The organism is Pseudomonas agarici (genome assembly GCF_900109755.1).
Lineage (GTDB): Bacteria > Pseudomonadota > Gammaproteobacteria > Pseudomonadales > Pseudomonadaceae > Aquipseudomonas > Aquipseudomonas agarici.
Genome location: NZ_FOAR01000001.1, coordinates 84,633 through 106,742 on the forward strand (window position 1 = coordinate 84,633; position 22,110 = coordinate 106,742).

A 22,110-nucleotide genomic window follows, 5' to 3' on the forward strand; every position below is an offset into this window, starting at 1 on the left:
CTGATTAGATCAGATATGCAGGTCGAGCCCCAGTACTTCCATATCCCATTCGACAAAACCGGCAGTGGTCAGGTAGCTGGCCAAGGCGGTCGCGACACTTTTGCTCATCGAGCGCGGGAAGATCATATCCTGCGGGCGGGCGGGCAAATTGGCCAGGCGACCGCCAGCGGCTTGAGCGCGAGCGGCGATGTCCGACAGATCGTCAGTTTCGCTGTCCAGCACTTCCTCATCGCCATCGAGCACCACGCCAACTTTGCGGGGTTTGCGCTTGATGGGGTAGGACTGTGATGAAGCACCGTCTATACGCATTGAGGCAGGCCCGGTGTAGATGATGGCAATTTAGCAGCACGCACCGCACATAGCTATTGCCCGAGTGATAACCAGACCACAGAACCTGGAAAAGGTTTTCACACCAGTACATCCATCGCTGCAAAACATGACGGACGGCACATTTTTGACTGACCCGGCTGGGTTTTCTATCCGTTGGGGTCAAGGTTCAGTTTAGCTTGGAATTTATCGAGCAGCGCAGATCCCTATGGGAGCCGGCTTGCCGGTGAGAAGCCAATGGGTCTTACGCGATGAGACGCCTCTCTATCAACCTGGCAATCTCAACGGGCCTTCGGGGTCGCGACCTTGTCGCGCAGATAAACCGGCTGCGCGTCGTCGGCAACCACGGCTTCGCCACGCGTCCAGGCGAATCGCGCCAGGGTCAGCAGGTCTTCGGCATGGGGCAGCATGCCAGCATCCTGACCGGCGAGGACGACGTTAATCCGTTCGCCATAACCCCAGCCGGTCCCCGCACCGAACCATGGGCCATTGGCCCCCTCCGGCAGGGCGGCGACTTCCGGCGGCAGCACCGCCTCGGCACCGACCAGGCGCATTTCCCCGGCTGCTTCGCGGTAGCAGCCCCAGTACACCTCATCCATCCGCGCATCGATAGCCGCCGCGACCTGGCTGACGCCATGCTCGCGAAACGCCCGCTGCGCCAGCACCGCCAGGTTGGACAGCGGCAACACAGGTCGCTCCAGGGCGAACGCCAGGCCCTGGACCACGCCGATGGCGATCCGCACGCCAGTGAAAGCGCCCGGTCCGCGACCAAAGGCAATGGCGTCCAGCGCCGACAGCGCGATGCCGGCGTCGGCCAGCAATTGCTGGATCATTGGCAGCAGCTTCTGCGCATGCAGGCGCGGGATCACCTCGTAGTGGCTCGTGACCTTGCCGTTATGCAGCAAGGCAACGGAGCAGGCTTCAGTCGCGGTGTCCAGGGCCAGCAAGGTGCTCATCGATGTTTCCGTCAGGTCAGAGTGAAAAAAGTGCGACAGTATAAACAACAACAGCCCGCAAGCGGGCTGTTGTAGAGGCTGGCAATCATCAGCTCAGGGCATCGAGCACCTTGTTGGTGATGACTTCGACCGAACCGACGCCAGCGATGTGGCTGTATTTGGGCTTGCCGTAGGCGGCCGCCAGCTTCTGGTAGAAATCCACCAGCGGCTTGGTCTGGGAATGATAGACCGACAGGCGATGGCGCACGGTTTCCTCGGTATCGTCCTTGCGCTGGATCAACTCGTCGCCAGTCAGGTCATCCCTGCCTCCGACCTTGGGTGGGTTGTAGACGATGTGATAGACGCGACCGGAAGCTTCGTGGACACGGCGACCGGCGATGCGCTGGACGATCTCTTCGTCGTCGACGGCGATCTCGACCACGTTGTCCAGTTCGACACCGGCGTGCACCAGCGCTTCAGCCTGGGGAATGGTGCGTGGGAAACCGTCGAACAGAAAGCCCTTGGCACAATCGGGCTGGGCAATACGGTCCTTGACCAGCGCGATGATCAGGTCATCGGAAACCAGGCCGCCGGCATCCATGATGCCCTTGGCCTTGATGCCTAGCTCGGTGCCGGCCTTGACCGCCGCACGCAGCATGTCACCCGTGGAGATTTGCGGGATGCCGAATTTTTCGGTGATGAACTTAGCCTGAGTACCTTTACCGGCACCGGGAGCTCCCAGCAGAATGACGCGCATCGATGTGCTCCTCAATTTTTTATTTAGAAACGCTCGGATTCGCCTCGTGGGGCCAATCTCAACAATAGGGTGATGGCCGCCCAAACGGCCAAAGGTTGATCAAGATACACAGCCGACCGACCCCACACAAGCCGCCGAAAGTCGCAATAATCAGTGCCACCATGGCAGCGCAAACGCGCTATCGCACCTCGCAACCCAACCACAAAGTGTCGCCACACAAAAAACCACCGCGCAGTCAGGAGCCGTGTCTTTTTGTGTGGCGACCTGCGTCCGCGATCTCCGGGCACGTTAGCCGGTATTGCGCAGTCCGGCGGCAATCCCCGCCACAGACACCAGTAAAGCCTGTTCCAGCGGGCTGTCCTGGGCAGCTTCCTGGCGACGCGAACGGGCGAGCAGCTCGGCCTGCAACAGGTGCAACGGGTCCAGATAGGTATTGCGCACGCGAATGAACTCAAGGGTCTCGGGGCTACGGGCAAGCAGTTGCGATTGGCCGGTCAAGCCCAGAACCACCGCACATGCCTGCGACAATAGGTCGCGTAAATGCACCCCCAGCGGCAGCAGTTCAGCTTGCACCAGACGCTCGTCGTAGGACCGTGCAATGTCGCCGTCGGCCTTGGCCAGGACCATTTCCAGCATGTCGATGCGTGTGCGGAAAAATGGCCACTGCTCGCGCATCTGCTCCAACAGTTCGCCGTCACCGCGCTCCAGCGCCTTGCGCAAGGCCGTTTCCCAGCCCAGCCAGGCCGGCAGCATCAGGCGCGTCTGGGTCCAGCCGAAGATCCACGGGATGGCCCGCAGGCTCTCGATGCCACCGGCCCGGCGCTTCGCCGGACGACTGCCCAGCGGCAAGCGCCCCAGTTCCTGCTCCGGGGTCGACTGGCGAAAATACTCGACGAACTGCGGATTGTCCCGCACCTCGGCGCGATAGGCACTGAGGCCGTCCGCCGCCAATTGGTCCATCAGGCTGCGCCAGGCCGGCTGTGGAGGTGGTGGCGGCAGCAAGGTGGCTTCGAGCACGGCAGCCAGATAAAGGTTGAGATTCTGCTCGGCGATGTCCGGCAGACCGAACTTGAAACGGATCATCTCGCCCTGTTCGGTGGTACGCAAACGCCCTGCCACCGAGCCTGGCGGCTGCGACAGGATCGCCGCATGGGCCGGACCGCCGCCACGCCCGACAGTACCGCCGCGACCGTGGAACAACAACAGTTCGACCTGTTGTTCCCGACAGATTTCCACCAGCCGCTCCTGAGCCCGATACTGCGCCCAGGCCGCCGCCGTGGTACCGGCGTCCTTGGCCGAGTCGGAGTAGCCGATCATCACCTCCTGCGGGCCTTGCAGACGCGCGCGATAACCGGGCAACAGCAACAAGCGCTCCATGACCGGGCCGGCGTTATCCAGGTCGGCCAGGGTCTCGAACAGCGGCACCACGCGCATCGACCGCAAGACCCCGGACTCCTTGAGCAACAGTTGCACCGCAAGCACATCGGAGGCCGCGCCCGCCATGGAGATCACATAGGAGCCCAGCGATGCCGCCGGTGCCGCCGCGATCTCCTTGCAGGTCGCCAGCACTTCGGCGGTGTCCACCGAGGGCTCGAAGTACGCCGGCAGCAGCGGTCGACGGTTGGCCAACTCACTCGTGAGGAATGTCAGGCGCGCCTCTTCATTCCAGTCTTCATAGCGCCCCAGCCCTAAATAGTCAGTGATTTCACTCAGGGCGCCAGCATGTCGCGACGCGTCCTGGCGCACGTCCAGGCGGACCAGAAACAGCCCGAAGGTCACCGCCCGCCGCAGACAGTCGAGCAACGGTCCATCGGCGATCACGCCCATACCGCATTCGTGCAGGGACTGATAGCAGAGCTGCAACGGCTCCAGCAACTCGCTATTGTTCTGCAGCACCGCCTCCGAAGCCGGCTGGGTCACCGCCAGCGAAGCATGAGCCCACTGGCGGGTGGTGCGCAGCCGTTCGCGCAATTGCTTGAGCACCGCGCGATAAGGTTCGGCGCTGTCACCCGCCTGGGCACGCAAGGCCTCGCTGGCTTGCTGCATCGACAGATCGGCGGCCAGGTGATCGACATCGCGCAGATACAGATCGGCGGCCATCCAGCGTGCCAACAGCAGCACTTCGCGGGTAACCTTGGCCGTGACATTCGGGTTGCCGTCGCGGTCGCCGCCCATCCAGGAGGCAAAGCGAATCGGCGCGGCCTCCAGCGGCAGGCGTAGGCCGGTGGCGGCATGCAGGGCCTGGTCGGCCTTGCGTAGATAATTCGGGATCGCCTGCCAGAGGGAATGCTCGATCACCGCAAAGCCCCACTTGGCCTCATCCACCGGGGTCGGTCGGGTACGACGGATTTCCTCGGTGTGCCAGGCCTCGGCGATCAGCCGCTGCAAACGTTGGCGGATCTGTTCGCGCTCGGCCCCGGTCAGGTCACGGTGATCCTGCAGCGCCAGTTGCGCGGCGATGGCGTCGTATTTCTGGATCAGCGTGCGACGCGCCACCTCGGTAGGATGCGCGGTGAGCACCAACTCGATGTCCAGGCGGCCCAGTTGTCGCGCCAGGAACTCAGCGCCATGGCCTTCCGCCCGCAGGCGGGCGAGCAGTTCCGGTAACACTCGCGACTCGAACGGCGCCGGCTGGGACTCGTCGCGCCGATGGATCAGTTGATATTGCTCGGCGATATTGGCCAGGTTGAGAAACTGGTTGAAGGCCCGAGCGACCGGCAGCAACTCGTCGTCACCCAGATCATCGAGGCTGGCGCTCAACTGCGCACTCGCGCAGTTGCTGCGATCCGCCTTGGCGCTTTTGCGAATCCGCTCGATCTTGTCGAGAAACTCATCGCCATGCTGGTCTCGGATGGTATTGCCCAACAGCTCACCCAACAGGTGAACGTCTTCACGCAAACGCACATCAATATCGGACATCGACAGGCTCTCCGGTGGACTCTGAGGCGGTTCCCGAACCCAAGAGTGCACCACAGCGACGAAAGCTTACAAGCCGACCGAGCAATTGCTGGCCGGCAAATATTCTCCGCTGAACCTCGTCTCCAGCAGCTAGTCTGATGATGAGGCCCTACAAGAGCGGGTCGCCAGCCCTGCCTGGGCTCTGTGGGGTTGCGTTGGCTCACGTTCGAACGCCATACCGCCATGGCCAGGTGACACGTCATAGTTCGCCATGGTGAGCCACAGCGACACGGGCTTGGGGCCTGTGGCGCCGAAATTGACTAACGGAACTCGCCCCACCGGCTCTAAATGCCAGTCCGGCCACTCATCAATAGCCGCCATCGGCGGATGCGAATTGAGGTCGATATGAAAATCCGCGAGCTAGCCCAGCACTGGGAAGAACATGCCAAGGGTCGCCTGACCGATACCGGGTATACCATTCATCTGGACCTGGAAGCCGCTGCTCGTCTCGCCGCGATTACCGAAATGTACCCCAAACGCAGCCCACAGGAGCTGTTGGGCGAGTTGATCGGAGCGGCCCTGGAAGAACTCGAAGCGAGCTTTCCCTATGTCCAGGGACCGCATGTGGTCACCACCGACGAAGAGGGTGACCCGCTTTATGAGGACATTGGCGCAACGCCACGTTTTCTCATGCTGTCACGTCGTTACTTGCACGATTTGGCCTCCCAGGCCGATGAGCCAAAGCACTGAAACCTTAACGGACTCTCTCCTCAAAGCCCCGGTATCCCTGGCTCCACTCCGATTCCGGGATACCGCCGCGCGTCGCCAAAGTTCAGTTTTTTTGCATTGACCGATCGATCAATATTTTTTCGGGCAATTAGCCATCTTTTCCTGAACTATTCAAAAAAGCCGCAGGTCACAGCCAACAGCCATCATCGAAACAGGCGCCGTAAGACGCCCCCGACCGGCAGGGCGGGATCGATGCCGAAGGCCCTCGGGACGGTGATGGGTATTGATGTTTTTCAGGAGTTATCCAATGGAGTTGAAGACCATGAAGACCAGCACCGCCAAATCCTCGTTTAACCACCTGCATGGGCTGAAACTGGCCGCGCTGGCCCTCGGCACCAGCTTCATCCTGGCCGGTTGCGCCGGGAACCCGCCGAGCGAGCAGTACGCGGTGACACAATCTGCCGTCAACAGCGCGGTCAGCGCCGGAGGTACCGAATACGCCGCCGTCGAAATGAAGTCGGCCCAGGACAAGCTCAAACAAGCCGAGCTGGCCATGCATGACAAGAAATACGACGACGCCCGGCGCTTGGCCGAACAAGCCGAATGGGATGCCCGCGTCGCCGAGCGCAAGGCCCAGGCCACCAAGGCCGAACTGGCGTTGAAGGACTCCCAGAAAGGCGTTCAGGAACTGCGCCAGGAAAGCCAACGCTCCGTGCAGCCCGCGCAATAAGCCTGTGCATCGCCTCCCGCACCCTGAAGTTTCAATGGATAGATAAGGACGAACCACTATGCCTAAACAATTGATGATCCCTGCCCTTCTGGCTCTGAGCGTAGCGCTTGCAGCCTGCTCATCGAAGCCCAACGCCAGCCTGGAGCAGGCCCGGACCAACTTCTCCGGCCTACAGAGCAATCCACAGGCGAGCAAGGTCGCGGCCCTGGAAACCAAGGACGCCAGTGATTACTTGGACAAGGCCGACAAGGCCTACCAGAACGGTGAAAAAGAGCAGACCGTCGACCAACTGGCCTACCTGACCAACCAGCGGGTGGAAGTGGCCAAGCAGACCATCGCCCTGCGCACCGCCGAAGCCAACCTGAAAAATGCGGCGGCACAACGGGCACAAGCTCGCCTGGATGCCCGTGACGCGCAGATCAAGCAGTTGCAGAACAGCCTGAACGCCAGACAGACCGAGCGCGGCACACTGGTGACCTTCGGTGACGTGCTGTTCGCCACCAACAAGGCCGACTTGAAGTCTAGCGGCCTGGTCAACATCAACAAGCTGGCGCAATTCCTCCAGGAAAACCCGGACCGCAAGGTGATTGTCGAAGGCTATACCGATAGCACCGGCGCGGCGGCGTACAACCAAAGCCTGTCCGAGCGGCGCGCGACCTCGGTCCAGGTTGCCCTGATCAAGATGGGCGTGGACCCTGCCCGCATCGTCACCCAAGGTTATGGCAAGGAGTATCCGGTGGCGGATAACAGCAGTGTCTCGGGACGAGCCATGAACCGTCGCGTGGAGGTGACCATTTCCAACGACAACCAACCTGTGGCGCCACGTTCGTCGGTCACAAGCGCTTACTGATCGGTTGCCCCTTCCATGAAAAGTCCCCGTCTGATCCGATCAGACGGGGACTTTTCAATTGTTGATCCGTTGATCGTTGCCACACGAAGCAGAGGAGCAATCGGACGATCCGGTAACGTCACTGCACCAGTTTCGGCGTCTCTTGGCCCATGCAACGCACCGCCTGCTTCTGGTCGTTGATCAGTACACCGCTCAGGCCTTTCTGTTCGGTGTCGAACAATACCAGCACACCATCGATGCACTGCGCGACTTCGTTGGCCGGGGTCAGGGACACCTTGTAGTCCTCGCCCGGCACGGTCTTGAGCAGGGTGAACTGCTTGAGCAGCAGCGCATCCTCCGGCTTGGCGAAATGCAGGTAGCCGTAGTACCACAGGCATCCCACCGTACCGATGATGCTGACGATACCCGTGATAATCAGGGGAATGGCGTTGCGTTCTTCAGTCATTGCACACTCTCTGGTTCAACTTGCGAATTCGGCACGGCGGGGTAATTGGGGATCTCGCCCAATCGGCGCAGGCCGTTGAAGTGTTGCGGATCTTCCAGGTAGCGCAGCATCACCTGGCGCCAGGTCGGGTCGGCGAAGGTCTGCACATGACCGCCACGGGTCAGTTGCAGCACCCGTGGCGGTGGCGCCGACTGATACAGGACAATCCCGTTGGACATCGGCACCAGTGGGTCGTCGATACTCTGGAAGATCAGCTTTGGCACACCGGTCAAGCGCGGCATGGCGTCCAACGCACTATCGCGGTCCGGCACCAGCCAGGACAACGGCACCTGTATGGGCCAGGTCAGCCAGGAACCCGCCAGGGCGAAGCGTCCGACGGAGCGATAGCTGGCTGGCACACCATCCAATACCAGGGCCTTGAGGCGCGACTGATAGTCGGGGTGGCGTTCCACCAGGTAGTGAACCACCAAGGCTCCGCCCAGACTCTGGCCCAGCACCACCAGGGGCTTGTTTTGCACTTCGGGGGCTTGTTGCAGCCAGTCGAACGCCGCATCGATATCCTGGTAAACCGCCGGCAGGCTCGGCTCGCCTTCGGATACGCCGTAGCCACGATAGTCGAGCATCAGCACCTGATAGCCGTGCTCCGGCAACCACCCGCTACCGCCCAAGTGCGCGGACAGATTGCCGCCATTGCCATGCAGGTGCAGCACCGTGCCCTTGACCGGCACCCCGGCCCTGGCCGGCAGCCACCAGGCACGCAAGCGCTTACCGTCAGCGGTTGTCAGGGTGATATCGCGGTATTGGAGATGAGCGTTATCCGGAGTGAACGGCAGGCCCGGCTCGGGATAGAACAGTAGGGAACTGCAGCCGTTGAGGGTCAGCAGCAGGCACAGGATGCCGAGGATTCTCATCCGTTCGAAACCTCGCGATAGTTATTGGAAACAAGGACAACCCACTGTGGGAGCCTCTCACAGAATATTGGAGTAATCCGCCTCGATCCGATCCAGGCTCAAGTGATTCAGGAAGTTGCTGAAACACATCCAGGCCGACAGCGCATTCATATCGCGAAACTGTTCCGGCAGGTACTTGGGCGGGACCACCAAGCCTTCATCCACCAACTGGCGCAGGGTGCGCATGTCCTCCAATGTAGTCTTGCCACAGAACAACAACGGCACCTGCTCCAGCTTACCCTTACGCACGGCCAACTGAATGTAGTTGTACACCATGATAAAGCCCTTGAGGTAAGACAAGTCCTTGGTAAACGGCAGCCCCGTAGGCGTCGACCCACGAAAGATCCGGCTGGCGTTACCGTAGCTTTGCGCCAGATCAAAACCCTGCCCGCGGAAGAACTCGAACACCTGCAGGAAGTCCGCGCCCTGCTCCACCATGTCGATGGCTCTGGTCCGGTTGGTCAGCTTGCGCAAGCGGCTCGGGTAGGAAGCGAAGGTGATGATCTCCATCAGGATCGCCAGGCCTTCCTGGGTGACGGTCGAGGACGGCGGGCCCTTGGACAGGAAGGTGCAGATCGGCTGGTTCAAGCCATTCAGCGTGGTACCGACATGCACCAGACCTTCGTGGACCTCCAGTGCGCGTACATCCCGAGAGTTGAACAGCGCATCGGCGCGAATCTTGATGTAGTCGGCACCGGCTGCCGCATCAGCGACGATCCCGTCGGACTCGAACACGCGGATGGTTTCCTCGGCCTCGCCGAACACCTTGTTCAAGCGGCTCTGCAGCAGTTCGACGGCATCCTTGGCGGTCAGCGTCTTGGGTTCGTCCTTGAGGTCGCCACGGCCATCGATATTGTTCAAGTAGTCGGAAAGCATCAGCCCCAGGTCGGCCAGGGTCGGATCCCCGGCATGGAACGCATCGGAGGCGGCGCCGTAGAGTTCCTGGGAGATCAGCCCGAAGTCCGCGGTGCCCCGCGCTTCGAGCATGCGCACGACCATGCGATATTCCTTGCACATGCGCCGCATGATTTGCCCGACCGGGTTGAACTGCCCGAGCTGACGGGTGATGTCCCGTTCGATATTCTGGAATTCCAGCTTCACCGCGCTGGCGTCGAACGACAACGGCCGCGAGGTGTAGTACTCGTGGTCCACCGCCGGCATTTCCTTGCCCTTGGCCTTGAGAAAGCCCTGGCGAATGTTCTCGTCCCACTTCACCGCATCGAGCACACGAATCGGTGTCTGTGCCAGCACAATGCGGTCGGACAGGCTGCGTATCGTCAGTTGGTAATCGTCCAAGGAAAACTCCTGATCGTTGCTTCGGTGACTGCCACTAGACGGACGCCAACACCAGATGCAGATAACGTGTGAGGATCCCGAGCCTGTCTTGTTCCGCCTCGGGCTGCGCTTCGCTGAGAAGGCCTTGATATTCCATCCGTCCGATAATCGCCGTCAACACCTTGGCATCCTGTTCTGGCTCCCTGGAGCCCAGGACCTGGAAAAACTGGCAAGTACCCTGCAGCAGAATCTGCTGATGGGAACGCACCAGCATCGCCAGGCGCGGATTGAGCAAGGCCTCCTGGCGAAACGCCTGCTCGGCCATCAGGTGCTCCCGACGGTTGTGCAATTGGCGCTGGATATAATCGGCGGTCATCTGGGCAATATCATCGGCCAATTGGCCCCGCGAAGCCAGACTGCCATCACCGCGGGCCAGCAGCTGGCGCAGCACTCCTTCGGTGTTTTCCCACAGCTTGGCCATGAAAGCCGCGCTGCGTTCGACATATTGGGCGAAGGTATCGGTCAGCAGGTCATCGATATCCTTGAAGTAATAGGTGGTAGCGGACAACGGCACACACGCCTCGGCAGCCACCGCACGATGGCGCACACCCCGCACGCCCTCACGCACGACAATGCGCATGGCCGCATCGAGAATATCCTGTCGCCGTTGCTCACTGCCATGTCGGCTGGCCTTGCGCCCTTGGTATTGGACGCTTTCAGCTACCGCAGTGGCGATGCCAGCGGCGCCCTTTTGAGCTATTGCGCGGTTCACGACAGGTCTCCCTCAGCGATCAAAGAAAGATGAAATAAGAATCAGTAGCATCCTACCACTAATAAAAAGCCGCCTGGTCAAGGCGGCTTTCTGTTCGGCACAATCAGGCTTGAGGCCGCATATGCGGGAACAGGATAACGTCGCGGATCGACGGGGCGTTGGTGAGCAACATCACCAGACGGTCGATGCCGATCCCTTCGCCGGCCGTGGGCGGCATGCCATACTCCAGGGCGCGCACGAAGTCGGCGTCGTAGTGCATGGCTTCGTCGTCACCCGCATCTTTCTCAGCCACCTGGGCCTGGAAGCGCTCAGCCTGGTCTTGCGCGTCGTTCAACTCAGAATAGGCGTTGGCGATTTCACGACCACCGATAAACAGCTCGAAACGATCGGTGACATTCGGGTTTTGGTCGTTGCGCCGAGCCAGTGGCGAGACTTCGAACGGGTATTGGGTAATGAAGTGCGGCTGCTCCAGTTTGTGCTCGACCAATTCTTCGAAAATCATCACCTGCAGCTTGCCCAGGCCTTCGAAGCCGAGCACTTTGGCACCCGCTTGCTTGGCGATCGAGCGCGCCTTGTCGATGTCCAGCAGGTCTTCGGCGGTGAGTTGCGGGTTGTACTTGAGAATCGAGTCGAACACCGACAGACGCGCGAAGGGCTCGCCGAAGTGGAACACCTTATCGCCGTATGGCACATCGGTGCTGCCCAAGACAGCCTGGGCCAATTCACGGAACAGCTCTTCGGTCAGGTCCATGTTGTCTTCGTAGTCGGCGTAGGCCTGGTAGAACTCCAACATGGTGAATTCAGGGTTGTGCCGGGTCGACACGCCTTCGTTGCGGAAGTTGCGGTTGATCTCGAACACACGCTCGAAGCCTCCGACCACCAGACGCTTGAGGTACAGCTCCGGTGCGATGCGCAGGTACATGCCCATGTCCAGTGCGTTGTGGTGGGTTTCGAACGGCTTGGCCGCAGCGCCGCCAGGAATGGTCTGCAGCATCGGCGTTTCCACTTCCATGAAGTCGCGCTTGATCATGAAGTGACGGATATGGGCGATGACTTGCGAACGCACGCGGAAGGTCTGGCGGACCTCTTCGTTGACGATCAGGTCGACGTAGCGCTGGCGATAGCGGGTTTCGGTATCGGTCAGGCCATGGTGTTTGTCCGGCAGCGGGCGCAGCGATTTGGTCAACAGGCGCACATCGCTCATTTCAACGTACAGGTCGCCCTTGCCGGAACGAGCCAGGGTGCCAACGGCTGCAATGATGTCACCGAGGTCCCAGGTTTTCACCGCCGCCAGGGTTTCTTCCGACAAGGTCTTGCGGTTGACGTAGACCTGGATGCGCCCGGACATGTCCTGGATCACCATGAAGGAGCCACGGTTGAGCATGATGCGACCGGCAACCTTGACCGGGATCGCCGCCTCTGCCAGCTCTTCCTTGGTCTTGTCCGCGTACTGTTTCTGCAAGTCTTCACAGTAGGCGTCGCGGCGGAAGTCGTTCGGGAAGGCGTTGCCCTTGGCACGCTCGGCGACAAGCTTTTCCTTGCGCAGGGCGATCAGGGCGTTTTCTTCCTGTTGCAGGGCTTGCGGGTCGAGTTGTTGGTCGCTCATGTCTTCAGATTTTCCATCACAGGTTCGTTGCCCCGGGCATTCGCCGGGGTTCGCGGGCGGGTCACGCTGCACCAGCGCGACCTCCCGCCAGGCCGGTGGTCCGGCTTACAGCCCTTGCTTGAGGCTGGCCACCAGGTATTCGTCGATGTCGCCGTCCAGCACCTTGTCGCAATCGCTACGCTCGATGTTGGTCCGCAGATCCTTGATCCGCGAGGCATCGAGTACGTAGGAGCGGATCTGGTGACCCCAGCCGATGTCCGACTTGGTGTCTTCCAGGGCCTGGGAAGCGGCGTTGCGCTTCTGCACTTCTTGTTCATACAAGCGTGCCCGCAACATCTTCATCGCGGTGTCTTTGTTCGCGTGCTGGGAACGTTCGTTCTGGCAACTGACCACGGTGTTGGTCGGTACGTGGGTGATACGCACCGCCGAGTCAGTGGTGTTCACGTGCTGACCACCGGCACCGGAGGAACGATAGGTATCGATCCGCAGGTCGGCCGGATTGATGTCGATTTCGATGTTGTCATCGATTTCCGGCGACACGAATACCGCCGAGAACGAGGTGTGACGACGGTTGCCGGAGTCGAACGGACTCTTGCGCACCAGACGGTGTACGCCGATCTCGGTGCGCAGCCAACCAAAGGCATACTCGCCCTTGATATGCACGGTTGCGCCCTTGATTCCGGCCACTTCGCCGGCGGACAGTTCCATGATGGTCGCATCGAAACCGCGCTTGTCAGCCCAACGCAGGTACATGCGCAGCAGGATGTTGGCCCAGTCCTGGGCTTCGGTGCCGCCGGAACCGGCCTGGATATCCAGGTAGGCGTGATTCTGGTCCATTTCGCCGCTGAACATGCGACGAAACTCCAGCTTTTCCAAGGCTTCGCGCAGACGTTCCACTTCAGCGGCTACGTCATCGACGGCCCCCTGGTCTTCTTCCGCGGCAGCCATTTCCAGCAAGTCCCGGGCATCGGCCAGGCCAGCGGACATTTCATCCAGGGTTTCGACGATCTGGGCCAGCGCAGAGCGCTCGCGGCCCAGGTTCTGGGCGTATTCGGGGTTGTTCCAGACAGCCGGATCTTCAAGCTCGCGATTGACTTCGGTCAGGCGCTCATGCTTTTGATCGTAGTCAAAGATACCCCCGAATAGTTTCGGAGCGCTCGGACAGGTCCTTGATACTGTTAAGGATCGGGTTGATTTCCATGGCGGGCAGCACTCGTCGGTGAACTTTTGAAAGCCGGCGAGTATACCCCAACTGTCACCATCCCGGCAGCCCGCTTGGCGGGGTGGAGAGCAAAGTCTGCTTCGGCATCAGACCTGGCCGACAGCATTTTTACAAACGCCGCTTACAGCGACGCCTGCCGCACCTGCCGTTCCAGCTCCAGCTTCAATCCTGGTTCCAGTCGCAGTTGTCGCGACAACTCGTCCAGATACGCCTTCTCCATGAAGTTTTCTTGGTCCACCAGCAGCACGCTGGCGATATACATTTGCGCGGCTATCTCCGGCGTTGCCGCAGCCTGGGCCACATCGGCGGGGTCCAGGGGTTTGTTCAATTCGTCATGCAACCACTGTTGCAGCTCTCGGTCGCAGCCCAGCTTGCTGAACTCGGCTTCGATCAACTCCCGCTCGCGGGCATCGACATGCCCATCGGCCTTGGCCGCAGCCACCAGTGCCTGGAGAATCGCCTGGCTGTGCTGCTCGACCTGCGCCGGCGGCAGGCGGTCGAGAGTTTGCGGTTCGCCCTGAGGCGCACTCGCCTGTTGCGCCTGCCAGGTGCCATAGGCCTTGTAGGCCAACACCCCCAGCGCCGCCAGGCCACCGTAGGTCAGCGCCTTGCCACCGAACTTGCGGGCCTTCTTGTTGCCGAGCAGCACGCCCATGGCTCCCGCCGCCAACGCACCGCCACCCGCCCCGGAAAGCAGGCTGCCCAAACCACTTGAGCCGCCACCGAGTAGACCGCCAAGCGCGCCTTTATCAGCGGATTTGTCCTGTCTGTCGCCGGTCCGGTTCTGCAGCAGATCCTGGCCGGACTTGAGTAATTGATCGAGCAACCCACGGGTATTCATCGGTAGCCTGCGCAAACGGCGAATGGACCCACAGAGTAAAACGACCGGTCAGATGGTTGTCGGCAAGAGTGCTTCCAAATGTTGCGCGGCTTGTTGCCTGAATCCTGACTCGTCAATCAAGCCATCGATTAAAAAGATCTACACTGGCGTACATCCATAAAAACCGCGTGTCGGAAAAAACGGCAAGGTATTTCACCCATGAACCTGCCGAGCCTAAACAAGCAGCCACAACCGACATGTATCACCTGTTCGACTACTGTCCCGGCCCTAATTAAAAGAGAGGGAAACCCCATGTTCGCGCACAAGACCGCGCTACTCAGCGCACTCACCACCGCCGTGCTGGCCAGCGTCAGCCTCCAGGCCGCCGAACCGCTGAAAGCTGTCGGCGCCGCTGAAGGCCAACTCGATATCGTCGCCTGGCCGGGTTATATCGAACGTGGTGAAAGTGACAAGGCTTATGACTGGGTCACCGGTTTCGAGAAGGAAACCGGCTGCAAGGTCAGCGTGAAGACCGCCGCCACCTCCGATGAGATGGTCAGTCTGATGGCCAAAGGCGGCTATGACCTGGTCACCGCTTCAGGCGACGCCTCGTTGCGCTTGATCGCCGGCAAACGGGTGCAGCCGATCAACCCCGAGTTGATCCCGAACTGGAAGAACCTCGATTCGCGCCTCAAGAATGCCCCGTGGTACGTGGTCGACAAACAGACCTACGGCACCCCTTACCAGTGGGGCCCGAATGTGCTGATGTACAACACTCACGTGTTCAAGCAGGCGCCAACCAGTTGGGCGGTGATCTTCGACGCGCAGAACCTGCCGGACGGCAAGCCGAACAAGGGGCGCGTGCAAGCCTATGACGGCCCGATCTATATCGCCGACGCGGCGCTGTATCTCAAGTCCGCCAAGCCGGAGCTGGGAATCCAGAGCCCCTATGAATTAACCGAGACCCAATACCAGGCGGTCCTCGAATTGTTGCGCGCCCAACAACCGCTGGTGCACCGCTATTGGCACGATGCGACCGTGCAAATGAGTGACTTCAAGAACGAAGGCCTCGCCGCCTCCAGCTCCTGGGGCTACATGGTCAATGGCCTGCAAGCCGACAAACAACCCGTGGCCTCGACCATTCCAAAGGAGGGCGTCACCGGTTGGGCCGACACCACCATGTTGCACGCCGATGCCAAACACCCCAACTGCGCCTACAAATGGATGGACTGGTCGCTGCAGCCCAAGGTCCAGGGTGACGTAGCGGCATGGTTCGGTTCGCTGCCGGCCGTTCCGGCGGCGTGCAAGGGAAGCGAACTACTCGGCGCCGAAGGCTGCAAGACCAACGGCTTCGACTCCTTCGACAAGATTGCCTTCTGGAAAACCCCGCAGGCCCAGGGTGGCCAGTTTGTCCCCTACAGCCGCTGGACCCAGGACTATATTGCGATCATGGGCGGTCGCTAAGGCCGGTGACGCCGCTCGCGCCCGTGGCGAGCAGGCGGGTTCGCGCCGGGCTGCGCGGCGGCGCTGAAATCAGAGATTGCGCTGTGCCGGACAGGGCGCGGGGCGCCCCCGCCACATACGCCCTATCGTTATTCAATTCAGACTTTCCAGAAGTCCAGGACAGGTCCCCTCGCCACACAGACTTTTTTGGAGCACCGCATGATGACGCCAGCAGTCCAATTCACTGATGTTTCCCGTCAATTCGGCGAAGTAAAAGCCGTTGACCGGGTTTCCATCGACATTCAGGACGGCGAATTCTTTTCCATGCTCGGCCCCTCCGGCTCGGGCAAGACCACCTGCCTGCGCCTGATTGCCGGCTTCGAACAACCCAGCGCCGGCTCGATTCGCCTCCACGGCGAAGAAGCCGCCGGGCAGCCTCCGTACCAGCGTGACGTGAACACCGTGTTCCAGGATTATGCGCTGTTCCCTCACATGAACGTGCGCGACAACGTCGCCTACGGCCTGAAAGTCAAAGGCGTCGGCAAGCGCGAACGCCTGAAGCGCGCCGAGGAATCCCTGGACATGGTCGCCCTCGCAGGCTACGGCGATCGCAAACCGGTGCAACTGTCCGGCGGCCAGCGCCAACGCGTGGCTCTGGCCCGAGCCCTGGTCAATCGCCCACGGGTGCTGCTGCTCGATGAACCCCTGGGCGCGCTGGATCTCAAGCTGCGCGAGCAGATGCAGGGCGAACTGAAAAAACTGCAACGACAGTTGGGCATCACGTTTATCTTCGTTACCCACGACCAGACCGAAGCGCTGTCGATGTCCGACCGCGTAGCGGTGTTCAATAAGGGTCGCATCGAACAGGTCGACACACCGCGCGATCTCTACATGAAACCGGCCACCGCCTTCGTCGCCGAATTCGTCGGCACCTCCAACGTGATTCGCGGCGAGTTGGCCAGGCAGTTGAGCGGCAGCGACCTGCCCTTCTCGATCCGCCCGGAACACGTGCGCTTCGCCGAAGGCCCGGCACAGGCTCATGAAGTCGAGGTCAGCGGCCTACTCCACGATATCCAGTACCAGGGCAGCGCCACCCGCTATGAGCTGAAACTGGAAAACGGCCAGACCCTGAATATCAGCCAGGCCAACACCCAGTGGCCGGATACCCGCTTCCAACACCAGACTGGCCAGCGCATCACCGCGCGCTGGGCGCAGGAGGCCATGACCGTGCTGGCAAGTGAGGTGTGACATGAGCACTCTGGCTCTGACACCCACGACGGCCAGCCCATCGCTGATGCGGCGGCTCTGCAACCTGCTCTACCGCCGCCCCAACTTCTACCTGACGCTGCTGCTGGTGCCGCCACTGATCTGGTTTGGCGCGATCTATCTCGGCTCGCTGCTGACCCTGCTCTGGCAAGGGTTCTACACCTTCGACGATTTCACCATGGCGGTCACTGCGGACCCGACCCTGGTAAACTTCGCCGCGCTGTTCAATCCGGCTAACTTCGACATCATCCTGCGGACCCTGACTATGGCGGTGACGGTCTCGATCGCCGCCGCGATCATCGCCTTTCCCATCGCCTACTACATGGCGCGCCACACCAGCGGCAAGACCAAAGCGTTCTTCTACATCGCGGTGATGCTGCCGATGTGGGCCAGCTACATCGTCAAGGCCTATGCCTGGACCCTGTTGCTGGCCAAGGGCGGCGTGGTCCAGTGGTTTGTCCAGCACCTTGGGCTGGAACCGCTGCTGCAAGGGGTTCTGGGCATCCCCGGGATCGGCGGCAGCACGCTGTCGACCTCGCACCTGGGCCGGTTCATGGTGTTCGTCTATATCTGGCTACCGTTTATGATCCTGCCAATCCAGGCGGCCTTGGAACGCCTGCCGCCCTCTCTGCTGCAAGCCTCCGCCGACCTCGGGGCGAAGCCACGCCAGACCTTTATGCAGGTGATCCTGCCGCTCTCGATCCCAGGCATTGCCGCCGGCTCCATCTTCACCTTCTCGCTGACCCTGGGCGACTTTATCGTGCCGCGACTGATCGGCCCACCCGGCTACTTCGTGGGCGGCATGGTCTACGCCCAGCAGGGGGCTATCGGCAATATGCCGATGGCGGCCGCCTTCACCCTGGCGCCGATCGTGCTGATTGCCGTGTACCTGTCCATCGTCAAACGCCTGGGGGCCTTCGATGCACTCTAAGTCGCAAGAGCACGGGGAGAGCGCTTCCCTGGGGCTGCGTATCGCCGCGTGGGGCGGGTTGCTGTTCCTGCACATCCCGATCATGATCATCTTCATATACGCCTTCAACACCGAGGACGCAGCGTTCAGCTTTCCGCCCCAGGGCTTCACCTTGAAATGGTTCAGCGTGGCCTTCGCACGTCCAGACGTGCTGGAAGCGATCAAGCTGTCGCTGAAGATCGCCGCCATCGCCACTCTGATCGCCATGCTGCTCGGCACCCTCGCCTCGGCCGCGTTGTATCGCCGGGAGTTCTTCGGCAAGCAGGGTATCTCGCTGATGCTGATCCTGCCGATTGCCTTGCCGGGGATCATCACCGGGATCGCCCTGCTGGCGACCTTCAAGACGCTGGGGATCGAGCCAGGGATGTTCACCATCATCGTCGGCCACGCAACCTTCTGCGTAGTGATTGTCTACAACAACGTCATTGCCCGGCTGCGGCGTATCTCCCACAGCCTGATCGAAGCCTCAATGGATCTCGGTGCCGATGGCTGGCAAACCTTGCGCTACATCGTCCTGCCCAATCTGGTCTCGGCGCTGCTGGCCGGTGGCATGCTGGCGTTCGCCCTATCGTTCGACGAGATCATTGTCACCACCTTTACCGCGGGGCATGAACGCACCTTGCCGATCTGGCTGCTCAACCAGCTCGGTCGACCACGAGATGTACCCGTCACCAACGTGATCGCCTTGCTGGTGATGATGATTACCATGTTGCCGATTCTCGGCGCCTACTACTTGACCCGTGGCGGTGAAAGTGTGGCCGGCAGCGGCGGCCCATAACCGACTACCTGAGGTAAATGGCGAATCCCGGCCTATGCTCCGACAACGCTTTTAACGCTCTTGAGGGCCTCTTCGGGGCAAGCTTCGCTGCCATAAGAAGGTTTCCTCAAACACCTGAAAACTCGCTGCCCACAGAATCACCTGATCGCTCCATGAGGACATAACCATGCAAACCAAACTGCTGATCAATGGTCAACTCGTTGCTGGCGAAGGCCCTGCCCAAGCCGTCTTCAATCCCGCGCTGGGCCGTGTGCTGGTGGAAATCAACGAAGCCAGCGAAGCCCAGGTGGACGCCGCCGTGCGCGCCGCCGATGCTGCCTTCGACAGTTGGTCGCAGACCGCGCCGAAAGACCGCTCGTTGTTGCTACTCAAGCTCGCCGATGCCATCGAGGCCCACGGCGCGGAACTGGCCAAGCTGGAGTCGGACAACTGCGGCAAACCCCTGAGCGCCGCGCTCAACGACGAAATCCCGGCCATTGCCGATGTGTTCCGTTTCTTCGCCGGCGCCAGCCGCTGCATGAACGGCTTGGCCGGCGGCGAATACCTGCCGGGCCATACCTCGATGATCCGCCGCGACCCGGTGGGCGTAATTGCCTCCATCGCCCCGTGGAACTACCCGCTGATGATGGCCGCCTGGAAAATTGCACCGGCTCTGGCCGCCGGCAACACCGTGGTGCTCAAACCTTCGGAGCAGACCCCGCTGACCGCGTTGCGCCTGGCCGAACTAGCGGCGCAAATCTTCCCGGCGGGCGTGCTCAACCTGGTGTTCGGTCGCGGCCCGACCGTCGGCAGCCCGCTGGTGAGCCATCCAAAAGTGCGCATGGTGTCACTGACCGGCGCCATTGCCACCGGCTCGATCATCATTTCCAGTACTGCCGACAGCGTCAAGCGCATGCATATGGAATTAGGCGGCAAGGCCCCGGTGATCATCTTCGACGACGCCGATATCGACGCCGCCGTGGCAGGTATCCGCACCTTCGGGTTCTACAACGCAGGCCAGGACTGCACCGCCGCCTGCCGCGTGTACGCACAGGCCGGTATCTACGAGCAGTTCGTCGAGCAACTGGGCGCCGCGGTGAGTACCATCAAGTACGGCCTGCAGGACGATCAGACCACCGAACTCGGCCCGCTAATCACCGCCAAGCACCGTGATCGTGTCGCCGGTTTTGTCGAGCGTGCCGTGGCACAGTCGCATATCCGCCTGGTGACCGGTGGCAAGGCCGTGGACGGCAACGGTTTCTTCTTCGAACCCACGGTGCTGGCGGACGCCCAACAGGACGACGAGATCGTGCGGCGCGAAGTGTTCGGCCCGGTGGTCTCGGTCACCCGCTTCAACGACGAAGCCCAGGTACTGGGCTGGGCCAATGACTCGGACTATGGCCTGGCATCCTCGGTGTGGACCGCCGATGTCGGTCGCGCCCACCGCCTGGCGGCTCGCTTGCAGTACGGCTGCACCTGGGTCAACACTCACTTTATGCTGGTCAACGAGATGCCCCATGGCGGTCAGAAGCTGTCCGGCTATGGCAAGGACATGTCCATGTACGGCCTGGAGGACTACACCACCGTGCGCCATGTGATGTTCAAGCACTGATGACGGATCCCTCACAAAACTACCGGACCGGGCCGTCATGGCCCGGTCCGGCCGATGGAAGAACAAGCGCCACTGATTCGTCAATCAAGATCAAACGGCTCAAAACCGCGAAACACTCTCCATCGCATTCAAGAGGCAGCGCAGGGCATTACGATCTTCCGCCGACAAACTCCGGTAATGCTCCACCAATTGCCGCTCTTCATCGCTGAGCTTGCACACCCGATGCGGGGGTGGCGCCCTGAATGTCCAGAGAAACAGCATGAACCCAAGAATGCCTCGTTCCTTTGACATGGGTGACTTCCTTCTGTGACTGCACAGGAACGCCTGGACAGGTCGTCTCAGACTTAGCATAAGGGTAGGAAGAATCTGCATTAAGCTAAGATCATTTCGGAATTTACAGAAGGAAATCACTCAACATACAGAAAACCCGCCTGGTCGACGGGTCTCGGTGTTTTCACACAAGTCAGGTCAATCGCTCACTCGCGCAGATCCGCCTCATGGATCGGTTGGTCGCGATGGGTAGCGCGCTGGTACTGCGCCGGCCAGGTGGCCTTGTGCCCACCCAAGTCATCGTCGGCATGCAGCGGCCAATACGGATCGCGTAGCAACTCACGGGCGAGCAGGATGATGTCGGCCTGGCAGGTGCGCAGGATATGCTCGGCCTGGGCCGGCTCGGTGATCAGCCCGACGGTGCCGGTGGCAATCCCGGACTCCTTACGCACGCGCTCGGCGAAACGAGTCTGGTAACCGGGCCCCGTGGGGATTTCCGCGTTGGCGGCGGTACCGCCCGAAGACACGTCGATCAGGTCGACGCCAAGGTCTTTCAGACGCCGTGCCAGCTCCACGGTTTCGTCCGGGTTCCAGCCGTCTTCCACCCAGTCGGTGGCCGAGACACGCACGAACAACGGCAACTCCTCGGGCCAGACCGCCCGCACCGCTTCTGTGACCTGCAGGACCAGGCGAATACGGTTATCGAACGAGCCGCCGTACTGGTCACGGCGCTGATTGCTCAAGGGTGAGAGAAACTGGTGCAGCAGATAACCGTGGGCGGCATGCACCTCGACTACCTTGAAACCGGCGACCAGGGCGCGTCGGGCGGCCGCGACAAACGCCTCGATCACCTCGGCGATCTGCCCTTCATCCAGCTGTGCCGGGGCCGTGTGCTGCGGGTCGAAGGCAATGGGCGAGGGCCCGACCGGGATCCAGCCGCCCTCCTCCGGCTTGACGCTGCCAGGCTTGCCCAGCCAGGGTCGATGGGTGCTGGCTTTGCGTCCGGCATGGGCCAGTTGGATCCCGGCGACGGCACCCTGGGCCGCGATAAACCGGGTGATGCGTTGCAGGGGTTCGATCTGTTCGTCATTCCACAGGCCCAGATCCTGGGCGGTGATACGGCCATCGGCGGTCACTGCCGTGGCTTCGGTAAAAATCAGTCCGGCACCGCCTACCGCACGGCTACCAAGGTGGACCAGATGCCAGTCATTGGCCAGGCCATCGACGCTGGAGTACTGGCACATTGGCGAGACCGCGATGCGATTGAGCAGGGTCAATTGACGAAGGGTATAGGGTTCAAGCAGCAGACTCATGGGGCACCTCTCAAATCAAGTGGGCTGGCTCCAGGGTTCTGTGAGAACGTCGACGCGTGACAGGAAAAATAGGCCGTCCGCCCCCCGGCGGATGAATAAGGAAGATAACGTCACAAGACCATTCAGACAGTGCTTAGAGCCTAGTCGACAATGAAGGACGCCG

21 protein-coding genes are annotated in these 22,110 nt (G+C 61.1%); 8 read left to right on the forward strand and 13 right to left on the reverse strand.

Annotation, left to right across the window (positions count from 1 at the left end; translation table 11 throughout):
• Positions 1–9 precede the first annotated feature (9 nt).
• The 4 genes from BMX68_RS00365 to ppc all read right to left on the reverse strand — a co-directional run bounded on the left by BMX68_RS00365 (position 10) and on the right by ppc (position 4,938).
• Entirely contained in the window at positions 10–309 is a 300-nt protein-coding gene (locus tag BMX68_RS00365; RefSeq protein WP_017130837.1) for a hypothetical protein, read from the reverse strand.
• A 299-nt stretch (positions 310–608) separates the two neighbouring features.
• Complete coding sequence (tsaB, locus tag BMX68_RS00370; protein ID WP_017130836.1) at positions 609–1,283, reverse strand: tRNA (adenosine(37)-N6)-threonylcarbamoyltransferase complex dimerization subunit type 1 TsaB; 675 nt, start codon at positions 1,281–1,283, stop codon at positions 609–611.
• Between the two features lie 88 nt (positions 1,284–1,371).
• Entirely contained in the window at positions 1,372–2,019 is a 648-nt protein-coding gene (adk, locus tag BMX68_RS00375) for an adenylate kinase (RefSeq protein WP_017130835.1), read from the reverse strand.
• Positions 2,020–2,307: 288 nt separating this feature from the next.
• The gene (ppc, locus tag BMX68_RS00380) at positions 2,308–4,938 is read right to left on the reverse strand and encodes a phosphoenolpyruvate carboxylase (RefSeq protein ID WP_074861761.1); all 2,631 of its coding nucleotides are present in this window, start codon (positions 4,936–4,938) and stop codon (positions 2,308–2,310) included.
• 384 nt (positions 4,939–5,322) lie between these two features.
• On the opposite strand from ppc, the gene BMX68_RS00385 reads away from it, so the two are divergent.
• The 3 genes from BMX68_RS00385 (at position 5,323) to lptF (ending at position 7,226) form a co-directional block, all read left to right on the forward strand.
• Positions 5,323–5,667 carry a hypothetical protein gene (locus BMX68_RS00385; RefSeq protein ID WP_017130834.1) on the forward strand — a complete coding sequence of 115 codons (345 nt, stop codon included), beginning with the start codon at positions 5,323–5,325 and terminating at the stop codon, positions 5,665–5,667.
• Between the two features lie 286 nt (positions 5,668–5,953).
• Entirely contained in the window at positions 5,954–6,376 is a 423-nt protein-coding gene (locus tag BMX68_RS00390) for a DUF4398 domain-containing protein (protein WP_017130833.1), read from the forward strand.
• A gap of 58 nt (positions 6,377–6,434) precedes the next feature.
• Positions 6,435–7,226, forward strand: a complete 792-nt coding sequence (gene lptF / locus BMX68_RS00395) for a lipotoxin F family OmpA-related lipoprotein LptF (protein WP_017130832.1) — start codon at positions 6,435–6,437, stop codon at positions 7,224–7,226.
• Between the two features lie 118 nt (positions 7,227–7,344).
• Here lptF and BMX68_RS00400 read toward each other — a convergent pair whose 3' ends face one another.
• The 7 genes from BMX68_RS00400 to BMX68_RS00430 all read right to left on the reverse strand — a co-directional run bounded on the left by BMX68_RS00400 (position 7,345) and on the right by BMX68_RS00430 (position 14,337).
• Positions 7,345–7,671 carry a PA3694 family proteiin gene (locus BMX68_RS00400; RefSeq protein ID WP_017130831.1) on the reverse strand — a complete coding sequence of 109 codons (327 nt, stop codon included), beginning with the start codon at positions 7,669–7,671 and terminating at the stop codon, positions 7,345–7,347.
• Positions 7,668–8,582: an alpha/beta hydrolase gene (locus tag BMX68_RS00405; protein WP_017130830.1), complete on the reverse strand. Its 915-nt coding sequence runs from the start codon at positions 8,580–8,582 to the stop codon at positions 7,668–7,670. Before BMX68_RS00405 ends, BMX68_RS00400 begins: the two co-directional genes overlap by 4 nt.
• Positions 8,583–8,639: 57 nt before the next feature.
• Positions 8,640–9,917 carry a flavohemoglobin expression-modulating QEGLA motif protein gene (locus BMX68_RS00410; RefSeq protein WP_017130829.1) on the reverse strand — a complete coding sequence of 426 codons (1,278 nt, stop codon included), beginning with the start codon at positions 9,915–9,917 and terminating at the stop codon, positions 8,640–8,642.
• A gap of 34 nt (positions 9,918–9,951) precedes the next feature.
• Positions 9,952–10,668 (reverse strand): TetR/AcrR family transcriptional regulator, encoded by a 717-nt coding sequence (locus tag BMX68_RS00415; protein ID WP_017130828.1) that lies wholly within the window; start codon positions 10,666–10,668, stop codon positions 9,952–9,954.
• 103 nt (positions 10,669–10,771) lie between these two features.
• Entirely contained in the window at positions 10,772–12,274 is a 1,503-nt protein-coding gene (lysS, locus tag BMX68_RS00420; RefSeq protein WP_017130827.1) for a lysine--tRNA ligase, read from the reverse strand.
• 105 nt (positions 12,275–12,379) lie between these two features.
• Positions 12,380–13,475 (reverse strand): peptide chain release factor 2 gene (gene prfB, locus BMX68_RS00425; RefSeq protein ID WP_143063213.1). Its coding sequence is split into 2 segments (ribosomal slippage): positions 12,380–13,402 and positions 13,404–13,475, totalling 1,095 coding nucleotides; the frame shifts between segments, so codons are not numbered across the junction.
• Between the two features lie 142 nt (positions 13,476–13,617).
• Positions 13,618–14,337: a tellurite resistance TerB family protein gene (locus tag BMX68_RS00430; protein ID WP_017130824.1), complete on the reverse strand. Its 720-nt coding sequence runs from the start codon at positions 14,335–14,337 to the stop codon at positions 13,618–13,620.
• Positions 14,338–14,628: 291 nt separating this feature from the next.
• Between BMX68_RS00430 and ydcS the strand changes: the two genes are divergently transcribed.
• The 5 genes from ydcS to BMX68_RS00455 all read left to right on the forward strand — a co-directional run bounded on the left by ydcS (position 14,629) and on the right by BMX68_RS00455 (position 20,364).
• On the forward strand, positions 14,629–15,780 hold the full coding sequence (ydcS, locus tag BMX68_RS00435) for a putative ABC transporter substrate-binding protein YdcS (protein WP_017130823.1): 1,152 nt from the start codon (positions 14,629–14,631) through the stop codon (positions 15,778–15,780).
• Positions 15,781–15,981: 201 nt separating this feature from the next.
• The gene (locus tag BMX68_RS00440; RefSeq protein ID WP_026013052.1) at positions 15,982–17,007 is read left to right on the forward strand and encodes an ABC transporter ATP-binding protein; all 1,026 of its coding nucleotides are present in this window, start codon (positions 15,982–15,984) and stop codon (positions 17,005–17,007) included.
• 1 nt (position 17,008) lies between these two features.
• A complete protein-coding gene (locus tag BMX68_RS00445; protein ID WP_017130821.1) occupies positions 17,009–17,956 on the forward strand; it encodes an ABC transporter permease in 948 nt (315 codons plus the stop codon).
• Positions 17,946–18,773, forward strand: coding sequence for an ABC transporter permease (locus tag BMX68_RS00450; protein WP_017130820.1), 828 nt, complete (start codon positions 17,946–17,948; stop codon positions 18,771–18,773). The genes BMX68_RS00445 and BMX68_RS00450 overlap by 11 nt, the downstream gene beginning before the upstream one ends.
• A 166-nt stretch (positions 18,774–18,939) precedes the next feature.
• The gene (locus BMX68_RS00455) at positions 18,940–20,364 is read left to right on the forward strand and encodes a gamma-aminobutyraldehyde dehydrogenase (protein ID WP_017130819.1); all 1,425 of its coding nucleotides are present in this window, start codon (positions 18,940–18,942) and stop codon (positions 20,362–20,364) included.
• Positions 20,365–20,463: 99 nt separating this feature from the next.
• Here the strand turns inward: BMX68_RS00455 and BMX68_RS00460 are convergent, their stop codons facing one another.
• The gene (locus BMX68_RS00460) at positions 20,464–20,655 is read right to left on the reverse strand and encodes a hypothetical protein (protein WP_017130818.1); all 192 of its coding nucleotides are present in this window, start codon (positions 20,653–20,655) and stop codon (positions 20,464–20,466) included.
• 185 nt (positions 20,656–20,840) lie between these two features.
• On the reverse strand, positions 20,841–21,947 hold the full coding sequence (locus BMX68_RS00465) for an NADH:flavin oxidoreductase/NADH oxidase (protein ID WP_017130817.1): 1,107 nt from the start codon (positions 21,945–21,947) through the stop codon (positions 20,841–20,843).
• Positions 21,948–22,110 lie beyond the last annotated feature (163 nt).